This is a genomic window from Roseateles oligotrophus, assembly GCF_025717515.1.
In the GTDB taxonomy this organism is placed as follows: Bacteria; Pseudomonadota; Gammaproteobacteria; order Burkholderiales; family Burkholderiaceae_C; genus Paucibacter_A; species Paucibacter_A oligotrophus.
On the sequence record NZ_JAJIRN010000001.1, the window covers coordinates 563,877 to 588,432 of the forward strand.

The 24,556-nt window shown below is 61.5% G+C and carries 27 protein-coding genes; 10 read left to right on the top strand and 17 right to left on the bottom strand.

Annotated elements, in window-relative coordinates:
* Window positions 1-14: 14 nt before the first annotated feature.
* The 6 genes from LNV07_RS02605 to LNV07_RS02630 all read right to left on the bottom strand — a co-directional run bounded on the left by LNV07_RS02605 (window position 15) and on the right by LNV07_RS02630 (window position 4,712).
* On the bottom strand, window positions 15-443 hold the full coding sequence (locus LNV07_RS02605) for a hypothetical protein (protein WP_263569596.1): 429 nt from the start codon (window positions 441-443) through the stop codon (window positions 15-17).
* On the bottom strand, window positions 440-2,833 hold the full coding sequence (locus LNV07_RS02610; protein WP_263569756.1) for a VirB4 family type IV secretion/conjugal transfer ATPase: 2,394 nt from the start codon (window positions 2,831-2,833) through the stop codon (window positions 440-442). The genes LNV07_RS02605 and LNV07_RS02610 overlap by 4 nt, the downstream gene beginning before the upstream one ends.
* A 97-nt stretch (window positions 2,834-2,930) precedes the next feature.
* Window positions 2,931-3,263: a VirB3 family type IV secretion system protein gene (locus LNV07_RS02615; protein ID WP_263569597.1), complete on the bottom strand. Its 333-nt coding sequence runs from the start codon at window positions 3,261-3,263 to the stop codon at window positions 2,931-2,933.
* A 12-nt stretch (window positions 3,264-3,275) separates the two neighbouring features.
* Window positions 3,276-3,569 carry a TrbC/VirB2 family protein gene (locus tag LNV07_RS02620; protein WP_263569598.1) on the bottom strand — a complete coding sequence of 98 codons (294 nt, stop codon included), beginning with the start codon at window positions 3,567-3,569 and terminating at the stop codon, window positions 3,276-3,278.
* Between the two features lie 53 nt (window positions 3,570-3,622).
* Complete coding sequence (locus LNV07_RS02625; RefSeq protein WP_263569599.1) at window positions 3,623-4,114, bottom strand: lytic transglycosylase domain-containing protein; 492 nt, start codon at window positions 4,112-4,114, stop codon at window positions 3,623-3,625.
* A 7-nt stretch (window positions 4,115-4,121) separates the two neighbouring features.
* Window positions 4,122-4,712, bottom strand: coding sequence for a hypothetical protein (locus tag LNV07_RS02630; RefSeq protein WP_263569600.1), 591 nt, complete (start codon window positions 4,710-4,712; stop codon window positions 4,122-4,124).
* A 146-nt stretch (window positions 4,713-4,858) separates the two neighbouring features.
* Between LNV07_RS02630 and LNV07_RS02635 the strand changes: the two genes are divergently transcribed.
* A complete protein-coding gene (locus LNV07_RS02635) occupies window positions 4,859-5,551 on the top strand; it encodes a rhodanese-like domain-containing protein (protein WP_263569601.1) in 693 nt (230 codons plus the stop codon).
* A gap of 419 nt (window positions 5,552-5,970) precedes the next feature.
* Here the strand turns inward: LNV07_RS02635 and LNV07_RS02640 are convergent, their stop codons facing one another.
* The 5 genes from LNV07_RS02640 to LNV07_RS02660 all read right to left on the bottom strand — a co-directional run bounded on the left by LNV07_RS02640 (window position 5,971) and on the right by LNV07_RS02660 (window position 11,755).
* Window positions 5,971-6,633, bottom strand: coding sequence for a DUF2306 domain-containing protein (locus LNV07_RS02640; RefSeq protein ID WP_263569602.1), 663 nt, complete (start codon window positions 6,631-6,633; stop codon window positions 5,971-5,973).
* A 275-nt stretch (window positions 6,634-6,908) separates the two neighbouring features.
* Window positions 6,909-7,736, bottom strand: a complete 828-nt coding sequence (locus LNV07_RS02645) for a LytR/AlgR family response regulator transcription factor (RefSeq protein ID WP_263569757.1) — start codon at window positions 7,734-7,736, stop codon at window positions 6,909-6,911.
* Window positions 7,737-7,762: 26 nt separating this feature from the next.
* Window positions 7,763-8,929, bottom strand: coding sequence for a sensor histidine kinase (locus tag LNV07_RS02650; RefSeq protein WP_263569603.1), 1,167 nt, complete (start codon window positions 8,927-8,929; stop codon window positions 7,763-7,765).
* A gap of 644 nt (window positions 8,930-9,573) precedes the next feature.
* Complete coding sequence (locus tag LNV07_RS02655; protein ID WP_263569604.1) at window positions 9,574-11,406, bottom strand: DUF1996 domain-containing protein; 1,833 nt, start codon at window positions 11,404-11,406, stop codon at window positions 9,574-9,576.
* Between the two features lie 16 nt (window positions 11,407-11,422).
* Window positions 11,423-11,755 carry a hypothetical protein gene (locus LNV07_RS02660; protein WP_263569605.1) on the bottom strand — a complete coding sequence of 111 codons (333 nt, stop codon included), beginning with the start codon at window positions 11,753-11,755 and terminating at the stop codon, window positions 11,423-11,425.
* A gap of 643 nt (window positions 11,756-12,398) precedes the next feature.
* Between LNV07_RS02660 and LNV07_RS02665 the strand changes: the two genes are divergently transcribed.
* Window positions 12,399-12,701, top strand: a complete 303-nt coding sequence (locus LNV07_RS02665; protein WP_263569606.1) for a hypothetical protein — start codon at window positions 12,399-12,401, stop codon at window positions 12,699-12,701.
* Window positions 12,702-13,016: 315 nt separating this feature from the next.
* Here LNV07_RS02665 and LNV07_RS02670 read toward each other — a convergent pair whose 3' ends face one another.
* The 3 genes from LNV07_RS02670 to LNV07_RS02680 are packed head-to-tail and all read right to left on the bottom strand — an operon-like array spanning window position 13,017 to window position 14,734.
* The gene (locus tag LNV07_RS02670; RefSeq protein WP_263569607.1) at window positions 13,017-13,775 is read right to left on the bottom strand and encodes a CPBP family intramembrane glutamic endopeptidase; all 759 of its coding nucleotides are present in this window, start codon (window positions 13,773-13,775) and stop codon (window positions 13,017-13,019) included.
* A complete protein-coding gene (locus LNV07_RS02675; RefSeq protein WP_263569608.1) occupies window positions 13,768-14,436 on the bottom strand; it encodes an SdpI family protein in 669 nt (222 codons plus the stop codon). Before LNV07_RS02675 ends, LNV07_RS02670 begins: the two co-directional genes overlap by 8 nt.
* Entirely contained in the window at window positions 14,429-14,734 is a 306-nt protein-coding gene (locus tag LNV07_RS02680) for an autorepressor SdpR family transcription factor (protein ID WP_263569609.1), read from the bottom strand. Before LNV07_RS02680 ends, LNV07_RS02675 begins: the two co-directional genes overlap by 8 nt.
* Window positions 14,735-15,367: 633 nt before the next feature.
* Here LNV07_RS02680 and LNV07_RS02685 point away from each other — a divergent pair.
* From LNV07_RS02685 to LNV07_RS02710, 6 genes are all read left to right on the top strand, one after another.
* Complete coding sequence (locus LNV07_RS02685) at window positions 15,368-15,958, top strand: helix-turn-helix domain-containing protein (RefSeq protein ID WP_263569610.1); 591 nt, start codon at window positions 15,368-15,370, stop codon at window positions 15,956-15,958.
* 70 nt (window positions 15,959-16,028) lie between these two features.
* Window positions 16,029-16,841: an isocitrate lyase/PEP mutase family protein gene (locus LNV07_RS02690; RefSeq protein ID WP_263569611.1), complete on the top strand. Its 813-nt coding sequence runs from the start codon at window positions 16,029-16,031 to the stop codon at window positions 16,839-16,841.
* Window positions 16,842-16,954: 113 nt separating this feature from the next.
* Window positions 16,955-17,425, top strand: a complete 471-nt coding sequence (locus LNV07_RS02695; protein ID WP_263569612.1) for a GNAT family N-acetyltransferase — start codon at window positions 16,955-16,957, stop codon at window positions 17,423-17,425.
* Between the two features lie 1,045 nt (window positions 17,426-18,470).
* On the top strand, window positions 18,471-18,797 hold the full coding sequence (locus tag LNV07_RS02700; protein WP_263569613.1) for a hypothetical protein: 327 nt from the start codon (window positions 18,471-18,473) through the stop codon (window positions 18,795-18,797).
* A gap of 376 nt (window positions 18,798-19,173) precedes the next feature.
* Window positions 19,174-19,728, top strand: coding sequence for a hypothetical protein (locus LNV07_RS02705; protein WP_263569614.1), 555 nt, complete (start codon window positions 19,174-19,176; stop codon window positions 19,726-19,728).
* Window positions 19,729-19,802: 74 nt separating this feature from the next.
* Window positions 19,803-20,450 carry a hypothetical protein gene (locus tag LNV07_RS02710; protein WP_263569615.1) on the top strand — a complete coding sequence of 216 codons (648 nt, stop codon included), beginning with the start codon at window positions 19,803-19,805 and terminating at the stop codon, window positions 20,448-20,450.
* Window positions 20,451-20,634: 184 nt separating this feature from the next.
* On the opposite strand, the gene LNV07_RS02715 is transcribed toward LNV07_RS02710, so the two are convergent.
* Window positions 20,635-22,065, bottom strand: coding sequence for a DUF6880 family protein (locus LNV07_RS02715; protein ID WP_263569616.1), 1,431 nt, complete (start codon window positions 22,063-22,065; stop codon window positions 20,635-20,637).
* Window positions 22,066-22,246: 181 nt separating this feature from the next.
* Here LNV07_RS02715 and LNV07_RS02720 point away from each other — a divergent pair, with 181 nt between their 5' ends.
* Window positions 22,247-22,546: a hypothetical protein gene (locus LNV07_RS02720; RefSeq protein ID WP_263569617.1), complete on the top strand. Its 300-nt coding sequence runs from the start codon at window positions 22,247-22,249 to the stop codon at window positions 22,544-22,546.
* Between the two features lies 1 nt (window position 22,547).
* Complete coding sequence (locus LNV07_RS02725) at window positions 22,548-23,012, top strand: hypothetical protein (RefSeq protein WP_263569618.1); 465 nt, start codon at window positions 22,548-22,550, stop codon at window positions 23,010-23,012.
* Between the two features lie 122 nt (window positions 23,013-23,134).
* On the opposite strand, the gene LNV07_RS02730 is transcribed toward LNV07_RS02725, so the two are convergent.
* On the bottom strand, window positions 23,135-23,905 hold the full coding sequence (locus LNV07_RS02730) for a helix-turn-helix transcriptional regulator (protein ID WP_263569619.1): 771 nt from the start codon (window positions 23,903-23,905) through the stop codon (window positions 23,135-23,137).
* Window positions 23,892-24,290 (bottom strand): hypothetical protein, encoded by a 399-nt coding sequence (locus LNV07_RS02735; RefSeq protein WP_263569620.1) that lies wholly within the window; start codon window positions 24,288-24,290, stop codon window positions 23,892-23,894. Before LNV07_RS02735 ends, LNV07_RS02730 begins: the two co-directional genes overlap by 14 nt.
* Between the last annotated feature and the right edge of the window lie 266 nt (window positions 24,291-24,556).

The following is a 24,556-nucleotide window of genomic DNA, read 5'->3' on the forward strand; positions in this document are numbered from 1 at the left end:
AATGTGTCGCTTGATTATTGAAGGGCGTCATACGGCAGGTTTGCCGGCGGGCGCACGAACATGGGCGTGCACTTGCTTTGAAGGTCGGGGTACTGGCATTGCACCCATTCTTTTCCTCGCTTTACGACCCATAGGCGATACAGCTTCTGAGTTCCATAGGTTGACGTTCTGCAGCTGCCAGGGCGTGCGTAGGCCTCGGTGCATTCGACCAAACCCGCTTCGGTTTCGACCATGCGCCAAGTTGAGGCATGACATGTGCCGGCTGCTTCGCACACCTTGTCCACCGAAGCCGACGCCGGTACCGGCGGCGTCTCTACCTTCTTTCCGGCCGCCGTCACTTTGATGGCCTCATTGCCCTTGACGAACTGCGCCTCGGCCGGCGTGCTGATCAAGCATTGCGATGCCAAGAGGATGGCGCTGAGCTTGTATTCGAGAAACTTCATGACGATCTCCTTTCCAAACGGGCTTTGCGCTCGTGGATGGCAGCCAGCAGCAGCGGCAGCCAGTACTGCGGGTCGTCGCCCACTTCGGCACGGATGCCATCGAGCAAGTTCACGTTATCCGTCGTTCCCGACAGGACCGCAACAAAATCTTCCAAGCCTGCGAGGTCGAGTTCGCAGAGGGCGCTGTTGCTGCGGCCTTGCTTGACCAGGAAGCTGCGCCCGCCTCTGGATCCCAGGCTCTTGACGATGTCGAATTCGGCGTCGCTGAGCCCGAAGCCGTCGACATATTCTTCCCGCAAGGCTTCGGGGTTAGCCAGAAAGATCTTTGTGACACTTTGCTCGACCATGGTGCGGCCGATCGGGTGGCGCAGCACGTCGGACGGGCTTTGCGTGTCGAAGATGCCGAGCCCGTTTTGCTTGCGGATGGTTTTCTGCTTTTGCTTGGCGAAGTCGCTGAAGATGTCGTTGTCCAGCGCCTTCCAGAACTCCGAGATCACATAGATCAGCCGCTCGCCATTGACCAACTCGGCCATTACATCGAGCAGATAGAGCATCAACGGCGTACGCACTTCGGGCAGGTCGAGAAAATCGGTGGTGTCGAAGCCGATTGCCGTGGCCAGATGCAGATCGGTCAAGCGGTCATCCGCCTCGTCAAAGACCCAGCCGAGTGCGCCGCCCTGGCACCAGCGACCAAGCCGCTCAAAAAGGCTGTTATCGCCCGACTTCGGCAGGTTCTGACGTACGGTCGAAAACCTTCTCAGCGCCTTGGGCATGCGCGCGACTGAGTGCACGGCCTCGGCAATCGCGTGCTCGTCGAACGGCAGCAAGGGCAGGGAAGGGCTCGCGATGCAGGTGCGAATCAGCTGCTCCCAGAACTGTATGCGTGCAGGGGTGGGCTCGCGTTGCAGCGGGTTGCAACCGGTGGGCTTGCCGGCCTCCAGCGTGAAGTAGCGGCCGCCCAAGGCACGCAGGGCGATCTCGCTGCCCCGGTCAAGGTCAAACAGCACGATGCGGGGCGCCGGCTGCCATTTGCGCGTCAGGGCTAGCAAGAGCATCACCAGCGTTGTCTTGCCGACCCCGGTGGACCCGATGATCAGTGCGTTGCCGGGCAGCTTCTTGTCTTCGGAGTCTTCGCCGTCGGGGCTGGCGTGCAGATTGAGGTAGAAAGGCTGGCCGCTAGGAGTACGCAGCAGGGCTAACGCTTCGCCCCAGGGGTTGCCGTCGCGCTTGCCGCGTGCAAAGTTGTGGCCGCTGGTGAGCGCCGCAAAGGCCCGCGACGAGAGCTTGGCCTCGCGCGGCCGCCAGGCCCAGTTGGCCGGCAGTTGCGCGAACCAGGCGGCGTCGGCCACCAGATCCACCGGCCGCATTTGCAAGCTGCAGGCTTCGCCCACCGCGCCGATGGCTTGCGCGGCGCGCCGGCCCGCATCGGCCGCGCTGTCGCCGAAGATCAGCAAGCTGTAGTGGTACTCGCCCATGCAGAATTGACCGTCGCCCAACTCGTTCAGCGCCAGGTCCATCTCGGCGACTTGGCTGGCGACCACATCGTCGCTGGCGATCAGTTGATCGCGCTGCAAGGTCAGCGAGTGCAGCGCCTCGCGCCTGGGCAGGATGGAAAAGCTCTGCGTTTCGATGAACTCGCTGGCCTCATACAGCAGCGGGTTCAACACACCCGGCTCGACCGCATCGGCGTACTCGTGGATGTCGACGAAGGCCGCGTAACGGTGAGAACCGTCGGCGTGGCGCAGCTCCAGCTTGTCGGCCCCAAAGGACAGGCGGGTGGTGGGCAGCGTGCGATACAGCGGCCCCGCATGCACGGGCACCGGGTGCCAAACGCCGTTGATCAAGAAGGAGAGGAACTCGGCCAGTTCGGAATAGGCCTGGTCTTTGCGGCTGTGCACGCCCAAAAGTGTCGGCTGAAAGGCCCGCAGCAAGCGCGCGACCAGCGCGGACTTCTCTGCCATCACGGTCAAGGCCTCGGCCTGCGCCTTGGCAATGTCCTCTCGGCTACGTCGCACCGATTGGAAGGCTCGGCCGACCCGCGAGGCTCTGGATCGATAGACGAGGCTCAGGTACAGCTCATTGCTCATCATCCGCTGACCGCGCAGCGAGGCGGCATAGGCCTGCGCCAAGTCGCGAGCGAAGCCCGGCTCGACTGGCTCAGACATTTGGTCTTCCACCAAGCGGTGCAGTCGATGCTCCCAGATCGCGAACTGGCCGCCGGCCAGATTGCGCAGCAGGCTGCATTTGGCTTCATGGCGCTCGGCGATCAGTTGTTCGTCCGCGCATTCGAAGGGAATGCCTTCCAGGCGCCAGACCCGCAGATAGTCACCGCCTCGGGTCATCACGTCATGATCTGATAGCAAAGAGGAAAACGGCACAAAGCGCGACAGCGGATTTTCGGCTTGCGCACGAGCCCAATGCTGGGGTCTCGCGGTGGTTCTTGACCAAGGCCAGCTAGATGCGCCGGCATGCCACTGTCCTGTTGGGTTAGTGATGCCAAACATCGGAAGTCCCCCGGTAGAGGTAGGGCGAATAGCTGCGGCAGTGCCAGAAGCGGCGGTTGTGGTTCTTGAAGCCGAGCTTGGCGGCAATGAACATCTGCCTGAAACGTTGGTCGTCCCGCCGCGTCACGAAGCGCATCCAGCCCAGCAGGGGCCCCAGGGCCGTCACCACGATGAGTGCGATCCACCAACTCAGCAGCAGGCCGCCCCACAGAATGATCAGCATGCCGCTGCCGAACAAGATAACCAAAGGCACCAGCGGGATGCCCAGCTTCATCGCCGGCCGGGTGGCGCCCTTGTAGATCGCTTCGGCTTGCATGACGGTGCTCGCTCACGCGACGATAAAAGCGGCGAAGGCGGCGGCCCCGCCTACCAGGGTGCCACCGATCAGCACATTGGCCACATCCGCCAGCCGCGCCCCCTGAAAAATCATCTTGAAGCCGGCCCACATGATGGCAATCGTGACCACGGCGATCGATATCGTGACCAAGATGGTGTTGACATTGGTGACCGTGGTGTTGATCTTGTCGAAGCCTTGGGCTGAAGCGGCTTCAGACATCGCCAGCAAGGCGATCAGCAGCGGGGCGAACTTGGAAGCGGCCCGGGTTGAGACGATGGATTGCATGATGGGTACTCCTCAATGAAAGGTGACGGGCTGGGAAAAGGTGTTCCGTCCATTCACGGCGGCTGAGCCAGCGCTGGCGGGCGGCGACTTGCCGCAGTCACCACCCGCTGGACATAACCTTGTCTGAAGCCGGTGACGAAATTGCCGCTGTAGTAGCAAGACAGCGCCTGGCGCAAGGCCTGCTGTGATGGTGTTTGGTTCGCCCCGCGACCGGCACGCTCAAAGCATTCGCTCAGCACCGCTTGCATGGCCCTCAAATTGGCGCAAGCATCGAATGCCGAGGCGACGGTTAGCCCCAAGCGTTCAAAGTTGCGCAGGTTGATCTGCGCCAGCCCAACGCTGAAGTTCCAGCCCTGTTCTTGCAATGCTGCCGCCGTGACGCGCGCTTCGCGCAAGTTCCTGGGTTGGCGCACCAGCACGCCGCCGACCACGCCGATCGAATGCGGGTTGAAGCCGCTCTCAACTTCCACCAAGGCGCGCACCGTGCTTGGATGTACCCGCGGTGCACAGTGGGCTGCCAGTTCCGAAAAATTGATTTCGTCCATGGTGGCCTCAGCAGAAAGGGCAGGGTGGTGGAGGCGGGTTGGCGAGCCAAGCCGCGTAGTCGTCTTCGAACTTGCTGTCCCAGTTGCCCAGCTTGGCTTTGGCGGCAGGCATGTACTCGGTGACGGAGTCGCCGCCCATGCTCCACCAGGTGCGCGCCCAAGATTGGCCTTCGACCTTGACCTCGACTGCGCCGTCGTAGTCGCAGCGATAAATGGGGCCTCGCGGGCCTTCAAATTCACGCGTGTACTGCGGCGGGCAAAAGGTCGGGGCCTGCGCCCACGCATGGCTTGAGCCATTGCCGGGGCCCGCCATGCCGCAGCTGGGAAACACCCGGCCTCGGGCCAGGTCCTTGAACAGCTGCCGGATCGGCGGCACGCATTGCGGAATCGCGCGCCAGCTGGGCGCGGCGAGGCACAGCAGCACAGTACAGCCATCGACGGCGAAAGCGGGCTGCGGCATCAACGCGGCGCCTGTTGCCAGCGTCATTACCAGCAAGACGCTGGGCAGGAATCTCGGGGCTTCACGGTCCGCGCCGCTGCGCTTGGCAAGGCCTAGCGATGGCTCTAAAGTGAATGCATAACGATGATGATGAAGCATGACATGGCCTCGCGGTGACTCGGCAGCGCTGATGCGCTTGCTTGGCGCCTCTTGCGGCGTCATGAAGTAAATCTAGTGCCTCAAACGCCAAGCCCTGATGCTGGATTCGAGGCAATTTCTAGCAAGTCGAGAAGGTCCAAACCGCTATGACTGAAACCGCTGTTGCTTTCGAGGCACTCGTGCACCCGCATCAATTGGAGGTGCAGGACTTTGCGTCCTACGGTTTGGTGATCGATGCGCGTAGTGCGGCCGAATTCGAGGCCGATCACATTCCGGGTGCGGTCAGTTTGCCGGCAGCTTTGGCCGCCACTCAACCGGAGTCAAAAAGGGATCAAGGCCTGCCGAACGAGTTGTTGGCACTGCTCGCGGGTTTGGCAAGGGCAGATGCCTTGCTCGTCTATTGCGACCGACGCGGACTGGATAGCCAGGTCTGGGCCGAGCGATTGCGCCGTGATGGTTGGTCGGTCGATGTGCTCGCCGGAGGATGGCCCAGTTATCGGCGCTGGGTCGATGCCGGGCTTGAATTGCTGCCACGCAGCATGCGCTGGCGGCGGCTGCGGGTGCCGGCTGCGGACGAATTTCGTGTCCTAGCCGAGCTCGAAGTCAATGGTCATCAAACCTTGGATATCGCTGCGCTGGCCCACAGTCAGAACTTGCCGGACACGTCAGCGTTGGCCGTCTTGCCCTGCGCCCCGATGACTCAGGCCCGATTTGAGTCAGAGTTGCTGGAGGCTCTGCGCCGTCTTGACCCCGAGCGGGAAGTCTTTACGGCTGAAGTTCCTCTGCCGAGCAATCTGATCTTGCCTGTGGCGCTGCGTGAGGCGCTCAATCGCTTATGACTGCGGCGCGATCCGCCATCTTGATCCCGAGCGGGAAATCTTTGCGGCTGAAGGGCTGCTGCCCGCCGAACAATCTGATCTTGCCTCCCGTGCTGTGTGAGGCGCTCAACCGCTTATGACTTCGGCGCTTCGAAAATGCTGTGGCCAAGCAGATGAGCAGTTCACGAAATCGTCGGTCAACCGGAGCCGAATGGCTGCTGCTTGCCCCGTCGAATAGGTGCGATCAACCCTATAGGAGCCGCTCGTTCCTTCGCCATCTGCGGCAGCAGTGTGCCCATAGCGGTAGTTCGATGCCCACAAAGTGCGTGCAAAGGAATAGCTAAGGCCTTCAGATTCAAGACATCACACTCAAAGTCCAAGACACTGCCCCACTGGTCAATTCAGGCCCATTTTCTTGGGACCTCTGCGTTTACCGGAAATTAATGATTAACGACTTGACCCTCGGCTTTCTTGAAACAATCCAACCGGCTTGACTTGCCGCTTGCTTTGGATTTCTTGGCTTTTTGCTTTATGAAGAATTCCGCGATTAGCAAGTTTGGAACCCAGCAAATCCAAGCCAATATCGGGTATGCATCAAAGAATTTAAAACCCAAGACCACACTGATACCAAGATAAAATCTTAAGGTAACGCCGGCCAAGGTGACGGCATAACTTCGAATCATCCAGCTTTCATGGGATTTCACATCGCCATTGCGAATTTTTCGATAAGCCTTGAATGTTGTTGCCAGCCAAAAGATGGCCATTAATCCGAATCCTGTTTGCACATAAAACCCGCCTACAGAGTTTATGGCTAAAACAAAACCGGCTACACCTCCAAAAATTATGGCTCCGACGTAAAATCGGCCGAGTAGACGATGTAGCGCTAGATGTTTAGCTCTGATTGAAGCACTGAATTGAAAGGCTCCAACGACGATTGCAATAGCGCCGCCAATGAAATGAATTGATGTGACGGCTGGGAAGTGCGTAAACAGGTTTTTAATAAATGGCGGCCTTATGCTTGGCGCCGCAAGTAATCCTAAAGCGTACAGGGCCACAAGAATTGCAGATAGTGTCATTAAAATCCATGAGATTTTTTTGCTCATATGTCTTCCTTGATGCCTGACGCAAAATGAGCGCAGGGCTGCCACAAATTTAAATGGTACATAGCCGAAGCGTGGCTGGCGCTAGAGATTTATTTAAATAGTTCCGTCAGGGTATCTTGCGATCTGCAGGCAGCGCAGAGAATCGACTGGGTTTCTATTTCCCATTGAAACTCAATAGCACCTGCGATGAACGGAAAGGCCTGCTGCCGCATGGCAAGCCTGGGCCGTCAACGGCGGCGGCACTGGCTGACATTCGCCGCTTGCCCGGACTGCGCTCACATCGCCTTGAACAAATGCACATAGGCGCGGCTGACGGGCAGCTCTCGCTCATGGCCGCGCATCCTTAGCAAGAGCCGCGCATTGTCATCACGGCGGGTGGACAGCAGGTGGTCCACATTGATCAGGATGCCGCGATGCACCTGCCAGAAACGCTGCGGGTCCAACTGACTGGCTAGCTCCAGGATGGAGCTGCGGATCAGGTACTCGTGTTCTGTCGTCCGAACCAGGGTGTATTTTTCGTCGGACTGCAAATAGAGGATGTCCTCGACCGGGATCATGTGCGTGGTGCTGCCATGGCTGGCACGCAGGTGGCGCAGCATCGTTTGTGCGCTTGTGGCGCGGGGCATCAATTGAGCCAGCAACTTGGCCAGCTCTGCCCCCTCTGGCAAAGAGGGGGCGGGCGCGCCACGGGCCTCGTCTGCAAGCATGGGCGCGTCCGGGCGGATCGCCAGGGCGCGGCGCAATCGGTCCACCGTCAGCTGCAGTCGCTCCGGCCGCACCGGCTTGAGCACATAGTCCACGGCCTCGTGCTCAAAGGCACTCAACGCATGCTCGTCATAGGCCGTCACGAAAACAACGCGGGTCGCACCTTCAATGCCTTGGGCCACCTCAAGGCCCGTCAGCCCGGGCATCTGGATGTCCAAGAAGGCGATGTCCGGCTGCAGTCGTCCGATCTGCTGGGCCGCTGCGAGGCCATGCTCGGCCGTGGCGACGATCTCCAGTTCAGGCCAGAGTTCGTGCAGGCGGTCTTGCAGCACGCGCAGCAGGTGGGGTTCGTCGTCGGCCAGCAAGGCACGGGGGCGGGGTATGGGCTTGGTGCTCATCGGCTTCAGTTCGATCTCGGGTGTCGTCAAATGGCGGGCGTCGTTTGTTGGTGCAGACGCGACAAGGTCAGGCACACGCGGGTGCCTTTATCGTTCGCCCCCGCCTTCAATTGCAGGCTGGCCTCAGGGCCATAGGCGGCCCGCAGCCGCTCGCGGATGTTCTGCAGCGCCACGCCGTTGCCGCGGCGGGGGCGCAGCTGCGCGGCGGCCAGGCCGATGCCGTCGTCATCGATCTCGATGCACAGCCCCTGGCCTTCAAAGCGAGCGCGCAGGACGAGCTGGCCCCCTCCAATTTGCGGTTCCAAGCCGTGGTGGATGGCGTTTTCGATCAAGGGCTGCAAGAGCAGCGGTGGGATGCGGGCGGCGCGCAGCTCAGCCGGGATGTCCAGCCGCCAACGCAGGCGCTCGCCCATGCGGCATTGCATCACGGTCAGATAGCTTTGCACCAGGTCGAACTCCTCGCCCAGGCTCACGTCCTGGGCACGCATCTGCAGCAGGCTGGCGCGCAAGTAGTCGGTGAAGGCATCCAGCATGCGCTTGGCCAGGGCCGGTTCATAGTCGATCAGCCCCTGCACATTGGCCAAGGTGTTGAAAAGAAAATGCGGCTCGATCTGCGCCTGCAGAAGGCGCAACTGCGCCTCGGTCATCTGCTGACGAACCTTGTGGGCCTGCAACTGGGCGCGCAGTCGCCACCAACTCAGGCCGGCCAGCAGGGTGCCGCAGCCCAAGAAGGTGATCAGCAGCCCGTAGTCGGGCAGTCGAGGCCGAGCCAGGCTGCCCATGGCCGCAGAGCGCATCAGGACATCGAGCAGGATCAGGCTCAGCACGCTGCACAGCGCAGGCACGCCGATGTAGGCCAGCCAGCGCGAGCGCCCTTGGCCTTCACGCCACTGCACCAGTCGCTCTGAAGGCGTCACCCAGCTCAGCGCAATGAAGCTGGTCTGCAAGAGCAGCAAGATGATGACGCCTGTCAGTATCGACCACGCCAGGTTCTGCGACCACCACGCCATGCGCAGCAGATGTCCACTGAACAGGGCGACCAGAAAGACAATTGCCGCGCCCACGCCGGCGCCGGTGAGCGCAATCAGCGGCCAATGGGCGTACCAAGGCAGGCGACGTGGTGCGCCGATGTGCCAGAGATCGTCAAAGGCGGTGCTGACCCCGCGCCGCCACGCATTGCTGAGTGGATTCATGCGCGGCAGTTTAGGGGTGAGGCCGTTTTGGACGGGCCGGCATGCGATCAGCGGTTTGAAACCGGCACGAATCGACGAGCCAGCGTCTCGAACGCGTGCCCGCCCGCAGAGCCATCTTCACCACACCAAAACGGGCATGATGCCCCCTCAACACGGTGCCGGTCACCGTTGGCTCCAGAGGCCTTGAGGCTAAGGTCTTGAATCTGAGGGGCTAGTTAATTGCTGCGATGCCATTTTGGTCAGCTAGCGAACTTCCGCTATGGGCACCGAGTTGCGACGCGGGCAGTGACCTCGAAATGTCCGGGCCTGCTCCAAGCCGACAGTTCAAACAGGCGCCGCAAAGCTGAAGTTCGGTTCGCCGACCGTTTTGGTCAACGTCGGCTTACGGGCGATGTTGCGGCCTCACGGTCCCGGCCGGGAGCGGCCGTTCGGGTTGAGGATCTAACTCATCGAAGGCCGGCACCCCATCAGCGCAGCGATAGGTCCAGCCCATCACCGAGCCAACGGTACGGACGTTCAGTTCACACCAGCACGATTGACAAGGTCTGAGCGGATCTGGGGTCGCGTAGGGCACACAGCCGGGAGTGGCGGTACGACCGCCTCCCCGCCCCGCTGGGCACCCTGCCTGAACCTGGCCGAAGGGTTCAATGGCCGTGACCATTCCCCATGCCGCCCTTGATGACGGCGGGGATCACGCCGCTGCCTTTGGCGTTCAGCAGGGTGCCAAGGCTGACGCTGCCCGTCCAGCTTCCGTCGCTGCTTTGCAGCGCGAAGTTGCCGTCGTGGCAATCGCGTGCGCCCTTGATGCAGCCCTTCACCACCAAGTCCAAGGCCTCGGGGTGCCAGGCGTTGAACCAATCCCCGTGAAGTGACAGGCCGCCGTTGCTGTTGCCCACGGTGTAGTTGTCAGAAGCCAGGCGGAAGTTCTTGGCCGTGCGCGTTTTCGGATCGAGCATGCTGGCGAAGATGGGGAATGCGTAGTGGTAACTCACGCGGGCAACCGGCTTGGGATGCGTGGCCGGACAGACCTGCTTGCCACCTTGCGTGATCGGGTAGGCCATGTGGTCTTGGTGGTTCTTGGAATCAAGATCCACACCGTTCCAGCAGCTCGGGAAGAAGAGGTCCAGCCGGATCATCTCGGGCGTATTGACGTCGGCGTAGCACTCGGGAATCGTGCTGCTCCAGGGGCCGCCCTTGGCATCGGTCGAGCCCCAGCTCAGGCAATGCCAGCGGGCCACGGCGTGGCTCTGAGCCAGGCTGCTGGGGGAAGTGGCCGCGCTACCGGCCACGATGCGCAGCCCGATCGGCGGCGCTTCGATGCTGTTCAAGTCACTGACCGCGGCAGAGTAGTAAATCACTTCGTGGGCGGCTGCGGCGCTGCGTTCGCCCTCGCCCACTTTGGCTGGCACCACCTGCCAAAGGAGTTCGCCCGCAGCGTCTTTGGCCTGCGTGCCGTCGCTGCCGTACGTGGGGGCCAGCAGCGCAGGCAACCAGTAGGACGAGCGGTTCAAAACCCCACCGGAGCAGCCGGCCTCGGGGCTGCGGAACAGGCTGTCAAACGTGGTGTCGGCGTCGACGTTCTTCGCGCCGTAGAACATGTGCAAGTGGGCGTGCCCATTCATGCCTGGAAACACGATGGGGTCGTCGTAGGCCGCGTGATCGAACTCGCAATTGATGCGGAAGATGCCCTTCCAGCCGTCCTTGCCCGCCGCAACGGGAAACACTTGCTTGTCGATCAGCCGCTGAGCGGCGAAATCGGGCGAGTTCGCGGCCAGGATGCTGGTCACGGTCCACGACCAAGTGGCCACAGCGCCCGTTTGGCCGGCCGCGTTGCGGGCGCGAACCTTGAACTGGCGGTTTCCAATCGCCAAGCGCTCGTAGAGCCCAGCCGCATTCAAGTGCGGCAGTTGCATGGGGCTCGCGCAGGCCGCGAAGGCGCCGTCATCCAAGGCGCACTCATACCCCGTGGCATTGGTGGCCGAGAACTCGAAGCGTGCGTAGGGGTCTGTGGTGGGCGCCTCAGGCCCACTCGCGATCTTGACGCTGGGGGCAGCGCTGGGGGCAGCCTGGACCGTCAGGACAAAACTCGTGTTGGCGCTGGCGCCCTGGTCGTCAACGATGGTGATCGTGATGGTGCTTGTTCCGGTCGCGCCCGCGCGGGGTGTCAGCTTGAGCGTGAGGTTCGCGCCAGACCCGGACAGAGCGATGGTGTTGGAGTCGAGCAGCGCCGGGTTGGACGAGGTCGCGCTCACCTTGAGTTGGGCTAGCGCCGTTTCTTTGTCGGCCACGGTGAAGCTGGTGCTCAGCGGCATGCCCTCCTGGACCGAGGCATTGGCCAAAGCGGTGATGCTGGGCGCGGTGTTCACCGATGCCACAGGTGGGCTGCTGACGGGCTCCGGCGCAGCGATTCCTCCGCCGCCACAGGCGGTCAGAACCGACACCAAAGAGAGCAGGGGCGGGACTAATCGGACGTTCATGATCGACTCCTCGGGTTCATTGCTGGGCGGCGCGCGCGGGGCCTGCACCGTGAGTTGCGGGGCCGTGGCCGAGGGGCTTCAGGCGCTCGAACTGCCCGGGGGTGAGCAGCGCCTTGAGCTCGGCGCGATGGCCTTCGTTCATCTGGCGCCGCGCCTGGGCATGCGCTTGCATCAAGGCATGAACTTGACCGGCAAGGCTGGCATCCAGGCCCAAGTCGCGCTGCAACTCGATCGCAGTGGGCACAGGCGGCGGGCCTTTGGGGCGATGACCCGGTGCGTCGGGGGCGGCTTGGGCCTGAGCCAGGCCGAGGGTCAAACTCAGGATGAGGACAAAGGGTATGCGGTACATGGAGCACTCCTGGTGCGGTTGATGGAGTCGCCATCCTCGCGATCGACCAAGGATTTACGATGGAGCGAATGTGAAGGCCACCTCCACAGTTGCCGAGCCTGCCGTCCGCAAAATACTGCCGTATGCGACTGCGTCTGGTCCACCCATAGAGTTAGCTGCTTGTCGGTACCAGCCTGCTGGCCGTGATCGAGCTGGCAGCGCTGACGGCCACGCACCTGCGCAGCGGCTTCACCGACTACCTGCGTGCCCAGGACGAGGCGCGTCTGGCCAGCTTTGCCGACAGGCCGCGGCAAGCGTTCTAGCCGCCGGAGGTCGAGTTTGGTCGACCTTCTCCCGGCTGTGCCAAGCAGAGCGAGAGGAGTAGGTCTGCCAAGCAGCATGATGGCGTAGAGATCGAGACAGCCGATGTCCGTTTTGGGCACCCTGCCGCCGCGCCCAATGCGCACCCGAATGACAGTATCTGGCCGGGATTACCATTTCTCGCCCGCACCTGAAAACTGCCATACAGACCGAGCAAGTTGGTGAGCCATTCCACCACCGCCCAATTGACCTTGTTTGCTCGTCGACCGTGCGGCCCGCAACAGACACGCACTGGCAGGTGAGCTCCAAATGGCGGAACATGGGGCATCCAAAGGAGACTGCAATGACGCACCAGGACATGCCGACAGAGGGCAGCTTCAACAAACTGATTGATGAACAACTGGAACTAGCCGCGGTCAATCTGCCTGCGCTGACACCGGTGCATCCGTCACCTGTCGATCACGAAGAGCTGAAGGCCGCCCACGCCAACATCGAAGACCTGCTGCTGGGCCATACCGAGGTTACGCCCGAAATGCTTGAAGAAATGGCGGCGCTTCAGGACGCACCCCAGCTCAGCGAAGAAGAGCTGGCGCGCCAGGCACTGGCCCATGGCGGTGCCGACAACGACCCGGCGACACCTGAGTAGGGCGCGAGACTGCCCAAGATGCTAGCTTCACGCGGTGCGGCTTTCGCGCTTGCTGAGGTAGGCCTAGCGCAGGCCGGGACAATTCAAGGGCACTGACTGCGTGGCAGCCAATTGGCCTTACGTGTAGCTGTTCATAGGGCATGAACTCGACTCGGTGTATGCGTCTCGGCGCGTTTAAAAGAAGGCAGCGACTGTAGCTTGGGACTCCACCACATAGCTGCCGTCCGGTCGGTACCCCCCGCCAAATCGGCGCCCAAGAAAGACGTTTTCGTTGCCGCTGTCGACGCTCAACAGAACTTGGCTACGTTCAAAGTCTCATTGCCCGGTACCAGCCAGCATGGCCAGCCCGTGAGCGAGGATGTGGGCAAGCATCGCAGCCTCCAGGCCGCGGCGCCAGAACAGCCATCCGGCCAGCAGCCCGAAGACGCCGTTGCCGAGCAGCAGGTAGGCGATCACCTCAGGCGTCAGCGGCCCCAGTATGGCTTTGGCCGCTGGCAGATGGCCCAGGCCAAACAGCAGCGCGCTCAGCACGATGGCGCTCCAGAACAAGCCGGGATGCGGCTCGCCGCGATCTCGCTGCAACACCCGCCACAGGCTCCAGGCAATCAGGCTCATCAAGCCCCAGCGCAGCAGCAGTTCCTCGGTGATGCCGCCATAGAGCAGGCGGGCCAGGCCTGGCATGTCAGGCGGACCCGCCTGGGCCAGCAGCGAGGCCGGCGCCAGCGCAGGCAGGCCGAGCAGCAAGCCGGCGCCGAGCGCACCACCGACCAGCCCGGGCAACCATTGCCGCCGCCAGACCGGGCGCCAATCCCGCCCCCCCAGCAGAGCGCCGACCAGCGGGGCACCCAGACCAACACGGGGCGCGCAACGGCAGCCGATGAATACCGCCAACGCGAGCAGCAGCGCGCTTTGCGCTCCGACGGCCAACTCGATCAACCAGAGCGGCTGTGCCAAGAGGCGGCCCTGCAGCAGCAGCGGCAGCACCAGCAGCGTGACCGCAGCCACACCGGGCAGACCGGCGGCGAACAGCAGCCAGCCGCCGCGGCGTGGCAGCACCGTCTTCGACTCAGCCATGCTGAACCACCTGGCGCCACAGCAGCCAGGACTTGCCCACGCACAGCACCGTGCTGATCAGGCTGGCGGCGACGATCAGCGGCACGCCCAGCGAGCTAGGCACGGCCAGCAGCGCGGCGCCCATCAAGGCCAGGCCGGCGATGAAAAAGACCAGGCCGCCGAAGCGGTGGGTCTTGTCCCAGACCCGTTCATTGGCCAGCGTCCAGGGCGTGCGTATGCCCACGGTGTAATTCCAGCGCAGCTTGCCGGCCATATTGCCGATCACCGCGAACAAGAGGCCCACCATCAGCAGCAGCCAACGGCCGAAATCGGGCTGCTGGCCCAGGGCGATGGCAATGATCAACGCCTGCACGGTAGCCAGCAGCAGCTGCACCGCCAGCGCGATATTCAGCTGGGCGCGCTGCGACTGACTCAGCTTGTCTGCCCGCGGGTCTATCCGGGGCAGCAGCAAGATCAGCCCCAAGGTGCCGGCGGCCAGCAGCGGCAGCAGGAAGAGACCCCAGTGGGCGCTGACCCAGCCATTGGCTTGGCCGGCGGCGTCGAAGTGAATGGGCACCTGGGCGCCGGCGGGCAGCTGAAGCAGCGCCCATAGGCCGGCACCTGCCATCAGCGCCGGCAGGGCCAGCGCGATCAGCAGGCGAAGACGGTGTTGTTCAAACATGTTTGTTCCTCCGGGGAGATTTGCTGCCGTCGCGAGCCAGGCCGAGGCCCAGCGCATTGCTGAAGCCCAGCAGCGCCTGCTCCAGCACCGAAATATTGAGCCGGTATGTGATGGTGGTGCCGCTCTTTTCGGACGTCACCAGATCGGCCTCACGCAGCACCGCGAAATGGCCGGACAGCGTGGGTTTGGAAAGCTTGAATTGCTCGGCCAACTCGCCGGCCGTCATCTCGCGTTCGCGCAACAACTCGAGAATGCGGCGCCGGGTCGGGTCGGCCATGGCCTTGAAGACTTTGTCCATGTTCGGTATTTTGGCAATTACCGAAATTAAAGTCAAGTGTCGCGAGCCAGACTGGGGCGGCGACCTGCTAACGTTCGCGTCGGTGATTGCCCTCGAATGGTGAAGCTGTCACTAGCGCGGCGCGAGCCGACTCGTGGAAAGCCAACGGCCGTAGTTGGCCACTACGTGAGGCCGCAAATCGCTAGTAAGCCGCTGTTGGCCAAATCGGCCGGCGAACTGAATGTCAGCTATGCGGCGCTTGTTTCAACTGTCGGCCTAGCGCAGGCCGGGACATTTCGGGGGCATTGACTCCGCGGCAACTCGGTGCCCATTGCTGTCGCCCTTCGCGCGTGATCTCCCGACGCTGGAAGGCTGACTGCTGCCGTTCACTTTTGGCAAACCGGCGGCCGCTGCTGCCGAAACCGGCCATTGAGCGTTTCGGGGGGGGCGAATGGCTGCAGCAAACCCTTGTAGGGTGGTTTCTTCCTGATTGACGGCTGCTGTATCGCAGCGCCACACTTTTCAGCAATTGAGGAGGGAGGCATCCATAGCATCCGTTATCCGTCAGCACCATGCTGCTGAACTGTTGGACTAAAACATCGATCGCACACAACCTCCATTATTCAGGAAAAAATTCCTGCATAATGGATTTCAATGGACATTCACACCTTAATTGCCAGCCGCGTGCGGGCGCTGCGCACAGAGCGAGGCTTGTCGCTCGAAGCATTGGCCAAGCTCAGTAACGTCAGTCGCTCGAATATTTCGCTGATCGAACGCGGCGAGAGCAGCCCGACCGCCGCCTTGCTCGACAAGCTGGCCGCCGCGCTGGGGGTGTCGCTGGCGTCTCTTTTTGCGGAACAAGAGGATGGCGGGAGCCCCCCATCCCCGCTATCCCGCGCCAGCCAACAAACGGCCTGGACCGATCCCGCCTCAGGCTATACCCGGCGGAACTTGTCGTCGGCGGCACCATCGCCGATCCATTTGGTCGAAGCCGTCTTCCCGGCCGGACAGCGCACCGTGCTCGACAGCAGCGCGCGTGGGAGCGAGATCCACCAGCAAATCTGGATCATCGAAGGCACGATGGAAATCACGGTCGGCGAGCAGCATTGGCGCCTCGACGCCGGCGACTGCCTGAGCATGGAAGTGGCGCCGCAGATGGTGTTCCACAACCCCGGCAGCAGCAGCGCTCGTTACCTGGTTGCGCTGAGCACGGAAAGCTCGACCAGCCCTAGGAGAAATCCATGATCGTCGGCGCCCTGTGCAATACCCGCTATTTTTGTCAACACCTCTGACCTCACCCGCCACGGAGCAGCCCATGCAGCCAACACCACCAAGAGACGCCGCCTTCCAGGCCCTGCATCGCCTGGATCAGCCGCTGTACCTAGCCAATGCCTGGGACGCAGGCAGCGCCCGCCTGATCGCGCAATCCGGAGCGCAAGCCATTGCCACCACCAGCGCCGGCATCGCCTGGTCGCTTGGCTACCAAGACGGCAACAAACTGCCGTTGGACGAACATCTGGCCGCGGTTCGGCGCATAGCGCGTGTCATCGATCTACCCCTCAGCGTCGACATTGAGGGCGGCTATGGCAGCAACGGCTTGGAAGTGGGCGACGTGGTGGCCCGGATGATCGACGCCGGCGCCGTCGGCATCAATATGGAAGATGGCAGCACCGCGCCCGAAGTCTTGTGCGAAAAGATTGCCGGTGCGCGCGCCGCGGCACAGCGCCTGGGTGTGCGGCTGTACATCAATGCCCGCACCGACGTGCTGGCACGCGGCCTGGTGGCGCCAGCGCGGCAGCCCGCCGAAGTGTTGCGGCGGGCCGCCTTGTACCGCGCGGCCGGCGCCGACGGCCTGTTCGTGCTCGGTCTGGTGAACCCGGACGATATTGCTCACATTGCTGCCGACTGTGGCCTGCTGCTCAATGTGATTGCGTGGCAGGGCCTGCCGTCGGCCGCCGAATTGCGCCGCCTTGGCGTGCGCCGCGTGTCGGCCGGTTCATGGCTGCCGCAGCAACTTTGGCAAACCACGCGTCGCCTGGTCAGCGCTTTCTTGGCCAGTGGCGAGGCGGGCGCTTTGCTCGACGGCGCCGCGCCCTACGCCGAGGTCAACGCGGCCTACTCCAACTGAAGCCGGTTCACTCATTCTCTAAGCGCACCGCCAGCGCTGCAGATTTCCATAGCCTGCTCATCTCGCCGCGCTCCTAATCACGAACTTAGACGGCAGTAAGCCTCAGCTACATCATGCGAATCGAAATCGACGACCTCACCCGCCCGGCTATTCATGCGCTCTTGAATGAGCATCTGGCTCACATGAACCAGTTGAGTCCGCCCGAGCAAGTGTTCGCCCTGGACCTCTCCAAGTTGCAGTCGCCCGACATCACCTTCTTGACGGTCTGGGACGACGAGCTCTTGCTTGGCTGTGGCGCCTTGAAGGCGCTTGGCGCCAGACATGGCGAAATCAAGTCCATGCGCACGCCCGCAAGTCTGCGCGGCCGCGGCGCTGGTCGTGCTGTACTCCATCAAATCATCGAGATTGCCAGACAACGCGGATACGACTTGCTCAGCCTCGAAACCGGCACGCATCCCGAGTTTTCGCCAGCGCATCGCTTGTACAAGAGTGCAGGCTTCCAAGAGTCGGGGCCTTTTGCCAACTACAAGGAAGACCCGCACAGCATGTTCATGGAACTTAGGCTGCCCGAGAAAGCGGTCTAGTCGGGTCGCAAGGGGCATCCGAGCCCGAGCCGCTGCACGACCCACCCTACGGGTCTGCGGCCCACGGAACGTGGGCGCTACAGCTGCGATTCGATCGGCAGCAGCCCTAAAAAACCAAACGCCGAACTTGCGCCAGGCGCTGACCTCGGGCTCGTCCTGCAGCTGTCGCGTGCCCTCGGCCGTGGTCTCACTCCACACCAAGCGCGCCGAACCACCGCTGCCAACAACGCGCTCCACGCGCTAGGCCACCGTGTCCAAGCCAGTCTCCAAGCCACGCGCCATGGCGCTGGCCATGGGCTCGCTTTCAGCCACGACGCAAATCTGCGCCAGGATGGAGGGGATGGACAGGATAAATACGATGGCTGAGGTTCTCGTGCAGCGGGGCTGTGAGCAAATTTTCAGTCAAGCAGCTTCGGGCACTGACTTGCCAAGCAGTCAATGCCCTCGAAATGTCTGGACCTTCGCCAAGCTGAAAGCTAGAACAAGCGCCGCATAGCTGACGTTCGATTCGCCGACCGTTTTGGTCAACGGCGGCTTACAGGCGACGATGCGGCCTCACGGCCCTGGCCAGCTCGTGTCATTCGGATGCGCAGAGTGGGCGCCGGCACGGTGCCCATAAGAGCCGTTCGCTCGTTCGCCTTCGGCGCCAACACGGATCCTGGGGTAGCCCCATTGTTCGGCTAAATGTCGAACCAAACAGCCCAAAATGTGCCACCATTCACAGGCATTGGGGATGTTGAGCAGAATTTTTGAGGTCGGCTGCCTTGCAACAAGAGCAACTTTTGTCGATAAATTTAACTGTTAATGCGTGGGTTCTGACAATATTCGGCGCTTCGGTTTGCAGGACCCTACGTGAGCTTTCAACTGGATTATGAAATTCGAAGATACCGTTCCGATGCAAGATCCAAACTACAGGGCGTCATCAGTCGCAATCGCTGCGCTTTGTAGACCGAGAAAGCCTCCAAAGCAGAAGCCCAGTTTGTTCACTTTGCGGGCAGCTCGCTTAGCCCTAGTGCTCTGGATCCTAAGTGCTGTTTTGCCAGCAATGAGCGCCAAGGACACCTTGATTTACGGAGTCGAACTCGCGTTTCAGTTTGCCAACCCGGTACTGCTGTTCTTTGCTCCCTTGGCATATTTGGCGACCTGGACAAACTTCGCCTTCATTGCTCAGGTCAGCCGCATGGCTCCCAAGCAACGAGGCTTGCATCGGCAACCAAATGCAATTGTTGTTGGGGTAGCTGTAGTGGTAAATGTTTTAGGTGTATTCAGCGGGGGGTTTTTGACTGAAGACCTATATAGGTTCCCGGCAGTATGGGTTTGGTTAACCTCATTCGTCGTTTTATTTGTTGCCGTCTTGAGTAACGAAAACTAGCGCACGGCTCGACCTGTTTCTCAGCGACACGTCACTCCATGCCAGATTTCAGTCTGCAGCGAAGGCCGGGGTCACATATTGAATCTGAAGCTTCCAACCCTATGATGCTCCAACTGTCTGCCGGCCAACGTCAGCTCAGGGCACGAAGTTGTCGCTCGCTCTGCACGACTGAAGGACCGGTACTGGCTATCTATTGAAAAAGGCCCAACATCACTCCCGCGATGAGGCTAACGCCGGCTCGGATGCCACGCCGCACCTCGCTGGGTGCGGGTGGGTTTGCGCCCTTCATCTGCAGCATGCAAATTGCAGATGGTCACTTTCTTTGGTTTTTGTGCAATAATTATGCAAACTGCATATAGCATATATCAGAGCAAAAATGAGTTCAACAGGAATCAAGGCGCGACTGGCACAGGCGCAATGGTCACTTAAGCCACAAGACTTGGCCATGGCATTCAAGCTGGTGTGTTTGGCCGGGCAAAGGCTACCCTATGTTGCGCTGGCGCAGGCCATGCACATGTCACAGTTTGAGGCCCACGCTTGCATGGCGCGTTTGAGTGGCGCGCGCCTGCTGACCGAGGTGAACGACGCTCCGGCGCTGGTCATGGCAGCTTTCCGGCCCATGGTGCTGCATGGGGCTGCTTTTTTCTTCCCGGCCGTACGTGGAGAAATTTCCATGGGTTTCCCTACGGCCTATGGCGTGGAGCCACTCAAGTCTAAGGTGCTGTTTGGTGATGAGATGCCGCCCGTATGGCCACATGCCGAGGGCCCGGTGCGTGGCAGCGCGCTGCTGCCGCTGTATCCCAAACTGCCTTTGGCGGCCGCCAAAGACCCGGCTTTGTATGAGCTACTGGCGCTTTTTGACGCTTTGCGCATAGGTCAGGCGCGCGAACGCGAGATGGCCCGCACCCTGCTGGAAGAAAGGCTCAGCTGATGGCCGCCTTCAACAACCCCAATCTTGCCATTCTGGAACTGGTGGCCTAGGCCTTGGGCCCTGTATGCGATAGCGTGATTTTTGTTGGTGGCTGCGCGACGGGGCTGTTGTTGACGCAAGAGCGGCCTGACCGCATCCGCATCACCGAAGACGTGGACATCGTGGCTCAAGCCTTGACCGTGCACGACTATCACGCCATAGAAGACCAGGTCCGCGCCCAAGGCTTCAGCAACGACATGCGCCCTGACGCGCCGATTTGCCGTTGGGTATACAAGAGCGTCACCCTGGATTTGATGCCCACGGTCAAAGACATTCTGGGTTTTGCCAACCGCTGCTATCCGCTAGCGCTGCAAACTGCGCAGCCCGTCGTACTGCCCGGTGGCTTCACCATCAAGCTGATAGCCGCGCCGGTTTTTGTTGGAACCAAGCTTGAGGCCTTCAAAGACCGCGGCAAAGATGCCAATGGCCGACCGGACTACCTGGGTAGCCACGACCTGGAAGACATCATCACCGTTGCCGACCGACGGCCGGAACTGTTGAATGAATGCCGTGTGGCAGCACCGGAACTGCGGGCCTATCTCGCAGCAGAGTTCACAGCCCTTTTCACTGACCCCGAATTCGAGCAGGCGCTATCGGGGCATTTGCCGGGCGACGCATTCAGCCAACAACGCGCAAGGCCCTTGGCGAAAACCTTGCGCGAACTATCCAAGCTCACGCCATGAACACTGCCTTCTGCATCCAGAAAGGTAGATCCAAGATTTGAGTTTAGGGCCAACAAGCCGCACACATTCACGTCGAGCTGCCATTGCAGACCCGTATGGCGCAAAGTGGCAATGGCTGTCCTTTCAATTGACAATCATTTGCCCCCTCTTCCTCCTCTCGACGCTGACCGCCCGACCCGTCGACTTACTCGTCGGCGTCTTCTGCAAGGTCGGCGTCCGCCTGCCTTAAACCGCTGACGTGTGCCCAAAAGCTTGACTTGCGCTTGTGCTGCGCCCGAATCCTGGCTTCGAACTCTTCGGGCGACTCAAGAAGTCTCGGCCCGGAATAGTGCGGCGTCAATGCGGCCAGCCGAGCCCAGTACCTCGCAGCATGGCGATATGCAGGCGCGTAGGCGCGGTCAAGAATTGCGACCAACAAAGCCCGGTAGACCGCTGTGGCGCCTGTCCACAGCCCCTTGCGCTCCAGGGCCTCGACCAAGGGAAGCAATGTTCCGTAGTCGGTTCCCCGAATGGCGGCGGGATCATTCGTGAGCGCCGCCTCGGCCGCCGTGTCGTCGCCGATATCCATGAGCAAAAGCGCAACCATGATTGGATCGGCATGCACCGCAGCCTGCTTGCGCGCACGCTCGATGGCTGATGTCTGCTCGTGCGGCGACAGCAAGTCGAGCCAGGCATGCAGGTCCCAGACCGCCAAGCTCGCCTCAAAGATTTTCTGACGCTCCACCGCCGCCTCGCCCGTGCGCCCGAGCGCCGCCAGCGCCTGGGCGTACAGACGCCGACGGGTGCTTTCCAGGTGCGCCCAAGAACCTTCGAGCCACGCCAAAGCACCTTCCGGTCGGCCGTATTTCAGGAATGCCTCAGCGAGCGTCGACCTCTGCATCGGGTTCGGCGACGGACTGTGCCTGAGCATCACCCGCACAAGTAAATCCGGGTCGCGCTGTGCCTCGGACAGCAGCGACAGTGCTGTTGACGCCCGTGACGCCGGCCAGCTCACACACCCTGGCGCCGCAATCGGGCGCTCTAACGCATCGTCGAGCTGCGCTTCGCAGGATGACACCAAACCACGGAGCGCCCCCTCGCTCAGCAGCATGTCGGCGCGGCGTAGCAAGTCTTCGCGTGCGCCGTATTGGTCGGCGGCGAACAGGGTCATGATTCGGTCGGGCCAGATGCTCGCGGGACATTCGCTACGCGAGGCGGCCTTCAGCCACAGCACGCAAGCCGCGCGCACTGCGTCACCGATGACGCCACTGGAATCGTCGGCACGGTTGAAGAACACCTCGTCGGCTTGGATGAACGTCTCGACAAGAGCCAAGGTCTCGGCCGGATCCTGCGGCATCAGCTCTTGCTCAAGCTGTTCGAGCCATGCCTGGAGGTCGCGACCGAACTCGCCCACCTCCGAATAGTTGAAGTATTTGGTCGACCGCTTCCACGCCACCAGCTTCTTGCGAAAAAACGTCGCTTGCGCCTTGGGCTGGTTTGACAGTTGCAGCCGCACGAGTCGCTCGCGCACGGCGGCGTGATCCGCTGCCAGTTCGATGAGAATCGAGCTCAGGGTTCCGGCGTCAAGCTGCCGAATGAACGGCGCCAAGTTTTCAGGGGAAGTCTTGCTACGCATGGCGTCGATTGTCGGTTCTGCCCGGCCACCGCCAACGCGACGTCATCCGGTCTCCTGGTGCGAGGCAGCTGTGACCGATCCAGAGTGCCGGTCAGATATGCTGCGGTTCTGCTTGCTGCGTACGCGAAGACGATCGACGTATCGCCCGATGCCGAGTAGAAAAACAGCTGACCTGCGCCCGATGTACATCACCGACCTCACCCACTTCCTCGACAAGTCCGGCGCGATTGGGCCGGTCAAAGGTCCCGCGCGCGCCATGGCGCAGTTCCATGTCGATGTGGTCGCTCATGCCTCCGACGGCACATCAAACGTCCTGCCCGCGCCGAGGTGCTTCAAATGCAAGAAGGGTGCGGTCGAGGCTGTCCGCGCCCACGACGACGCCATCCTATGGGTTTGCCCGATATGCCGTACGGAGGGGCGCATTTCGAACTGGCAGGGGAGCCTCTGGGATCTGCGCAGCCGCCCTGCGACCCCCGGTTGAGTTGACTCAGAAAGCGAACGCGATGGGCCTGTCATCGAGGTTGTTTCTGCTTTCCACTGGCGACACATCGCACGCGCTGGCCAACACGGCCTTCATGCGAATGCTCCGGCGGGAAGAGGTCGCCCGTGTTCCCGGCTTCGCTGGACAGCGCGTCCGCCAGGCCAGCATCGTCGTGGACATGGTGAATGGCTCGCCGTTGCGCATGGTTCACTGGACCTTCTGCATTCTCGACATCGACGTTGACGGTTTTCTGGATGTCGAGCGCCTGAGCGCCCAGCAATTCGCCCGTGTGGCCGACCTGCTTGAACCTGCAAAATTGTCTCAGGGCCAGGAGAGCCCCGTCATCGATGCGGCCAGGCGCTTTGTCGCCAGAGGCGGCTCCTGGGAGCCAGACGAACGCCTGCTACGCCGCATCGAGGCAGCGGCGCTCGGGCAAGTATCGTGTCCGCGGGTTCGGGTGGTTTAGGCAGAGCCAACAGGAGCAAATTTCCTGATCGGGAAATTGGTGCTGTTCCACCTCATGGCTGGATGAAATTGCCCCGTTCGGGTAATCTCCTGGGCACCGGGCGTAACGCGAAAGCCCATCCATCAAATCAAGTTGTGCAGCTTGGCAATTCGAAGTGCTAAACGGCGATTGGGGGCGCCGAGCTTGTTGTTGAGTCGCTGAAACCGGCAGTCGATGGTTTTGGCTTCGGTGTTCAGGGCGGCGGCGATTACTTTGCTGCAGTGGCCGGCTTCCTCATGGCGTAACAGCGCCAGATCGTCAGGCGTGAGGTGGGACTTGGCGAGCAATTCGCGCTTGATCTGATGTTGCCACCATTGGCTCAACTCCATGGCCAAGGGCCTGGCCAATAGTTTGAAGACGGTGTAACCACCCCCTTCAAAGTAGCCGTCCACGAAGGAGCCGATGGACAGCACCGCAACGCGTGACCGACCCGCCGCTGACGGCGCCGGCACGATCACCGCTGATTTGAAACCATGCGCCGACGCGGCCAGCGTCCAGTCGCGTTGACATGGCGTTTGCTGTGTCAATTCGCTGGCCCGAATCGGATCCGAACAATGCATGGCGTGCAGCAGCCAGGGGTCGTCCGAGAACCAGGTGTCTTCTGCGCAGGCCTGGCCCCAGGTGGGGTCACAGGCCTGCAACACGCGGTAGGACGCAAACATCGCATCGTTGCGAATGAAGCTGATGAACACCGCCGCATCAGCTCCCAGGCGACTGACGGCCTGTTTGAGCAGGGCGAGGCATTCAGCGGAATCCGTCGCGGTCTCAATCAGCGCCATCACCTCACAGACCTTGTCGGCATAGTCCGGCGACTGGGTCAGGGTCAGCAGACTGGGGTGGTCAATGGATGGCATGAAACATGTCCTCGCCTTGTCGCCTGAGTTGGCTGTACAAGACCGGGTGCTCGAAGCGGATCGGTTCGCTGTCGCACCACCGGGCAAACAATTCGCTGGTCTCAAAGATCATGCACAGCGCGTATTGCTCGGTCGGCGAGACTTGCTGGTGGCGCTCAAGGTACAGCCCTGCGGCCGAGGCTTGCAGCAAGAAGCGAATGCTGCCGTCTTCGCTGGTCAAGGCAAATTGGCCGCCTGGCACGGCCATATTCGATGCCCGTGCTGACTGCGCCATCGTCAAACGGAGTCGCCTGGCGTGCAGTTCGGCCGCCTTCGGACCGAGCGTCGGGCAAGACTCCTCGTCTGCATCGGTAGCTTCGGAGTTCTCGTCTTTATGTCGACTCATATCTGCTCCCTGGGCCTTGAAAGCCTTTGGACCGCTCGAAATGGCGGCTGAGCATCGGTCAGTGGCGGCGGCCACTGCGATGTCTGATTGGATGCCGCAAAAACAAGGCAGTCCATCGCAGTTTGGTGTCAATGTGTAACGAGGTTAGCGCGTTAAATTCCGTGGCAAACAGCTGCGCGGCTGGCAATTGCGTCAGCCACTGCCTATAAATGAATGGGGCGCCGATGGAGCACTAAATCCTTGGTGATATCTGTTCTATTTGAAAG

Excerpts from the sequence above, each read along its gene's own strand:
- LNV07_RS02630 (WP_263569600.1), bottom strand. The coding sequence starts at position 4,712 with ATGCTTCATCATCATCGTTATGCATTCACTTTAGAGCCATCGCTAGGC.
- LNV07_RS02715 (WP_263569616.1), bottom strand. The coding sequence starts at position 22,065 with ATGCGTAGCAAGACTTCCCCTGAAAACTTGGCGCCGTTCATTCGGCAG.
- LNV07_RS02645 (WP_263569757.1), bottom strand. The coding sequence starts at position 7,736 with ATGAGCACCAAGCCCATACCCCGCCCCCGTGCCTTGCTGGCCGACGAC.
- LNV07_RS02685 (WP_263569610.1), top strand. The coding sequence starts at position 15,368 with ATGGACATTCACACCTTAATTGCCAGCCGCGTGCGGGCGCTGCGCACA.
- LNV07_RS02640 (WP_263569602.1), bottom strand. The coding sequence starts at position 6,633 with ATGAGCAAAAAAATCTCATGGATTTTAATGACACTATCTGCAATTCTT.
- LNV07_RS02730 (WP_263569619.1), bottom strand. The coding sequence starts at position 23,905 with ATGCCATCCATTGACCACCCCAGTCTGCTGACCCTGACCCAGTCGCCG.
- LNV07_RS02635 (WP_263569601.1), top strand. The coding sequence starts at position 4,859 with ATGACTGAAACCGCTGTTGCTTTCGAGGCACTCGTGCACCCGCATCAA.
- LNV07_RS02680 (WP_263569609.1), bottom strand. The coding sequence starts at position 14,734 with ATGGACAAAGTCTTCAAGGCCATGGCCGACCCGACCCGGCGCCGCATT.
- LNV07_RS02615 (WP_263569597.1), bottom strand. The coding sequence starts at position 3,263 with ATGCAAGCCGAAGCGATCTACAAGGGCGCCACCCGGCCGGCGATGAAG.
- LNV07_RS02625 (WP_263569599.1), bottom strand. The coding sequence starts at position 4,114 with ATGGACGAAATCAATTTTTCGGAACTGGCAGCCCACTGTGCACCGCGG.
- LNV07_RS02655 (WP_263569604.1), bottom strand. The coding sequence starts at position 11,406 with ATGAACGTCCGATTAGTCCCGCCCCTGCTCTCTTTGGTGTCGGTTCTG.
- LNV07_RS02705 (WP_263569614.1), top strand. The coding sequence starts at position 19,174 with ATGAGTTCAACAGGAATCAAGGCGCGACTGGCACAGGCGCAATGGTCA.
- LNV07_RS02660 (WP_263569605.1), bottom strand. The coding sequence starts at position 11,755 with ATGTACCGCATACCCTTTGTCCTCATCCTGAGTTTGACCCTCGGCCTG.
- LNV07_RS02665 (WP_263569606.1), top strand. The coding sequence starts at position 12,399 with ATGACGCACCAGGACATGCCGACAGAGGGCAGCTTCAACAAACTGATT.
- LNV07_RS02690 (WP_263569611.1), top strand. The coding sequence starts at position 16,029 with ATGCAGCCAACACCACCAAGAGACGCCGCCTTCCAGGCCCTGCATCGC.
- LNV07_RS02650 (WP_263569603.1), bottom strand. The coding sequence starts at position 8,929 with ATGAATCCACTCAGCAATGCGTGGCGGCGCGGGGTCAGCACCGCCTTT.
- LNV07_RS02735 (WP_263569620.1), bottom strand. The coding sequence starts at position 24,290 with ATGAGTCGACATAAAGACGAGAACTCCGAAGCTACCGATGCAGACGAG.
- LNV07_RS02605 (WP_263569596.1), bottom strand. The coding sequence starts at position 443 with ATGAAGTTTCTCGAATACAAGCTCAGCGCCATCCTCTTGGCATCGCAA.
- LNV07_RS02670 (WP_263569607.1), bottom strand. The coding sequence starts at position 13,775 with ATGGCTGAGTCGAAGACGGTGCTGCCACGCCGCGGCGGCTGGCTGCTG.
- LNV07_RS02695 (WP_263569612.1), top strand. The coding sequence starts at position 16,955 with ATGCGAATCGAAATCGACGACCTCACCCGCCCGGCTATTCATGCGCTC.
- LNV07_RS02620 (WP_263569598.1), bottom strand. The coding sequence starts at position 3,569 with ATGCAATCCATCGTCTCAACCCGGGCCGCTTCCAAGTTCGCCCCGCTG.
- LNV07_RS02700 (WP_263569613.1), top strand. The coding sequence starts at position 18,471 with ATGAGCGCCAAGGACACCTTGATTTACGGAGTCGAACTCGCGTTTCAG.
- LNV07_RS02720 (WP_263569617.1), top strand. The coding sequence starts at position 22,247 with ATGTACATCACCGACCTCACCCACTTCCTCGACAAGTCCGGCGCGATT.
- LNV07_RS02675 (WP_263569608.1), bottom strand. The coding sequence starts at position 14,436 with ATGTTTGAACAACACCGTCTTCGCCTGCTGATCGCGCTGGCCCTGCCG.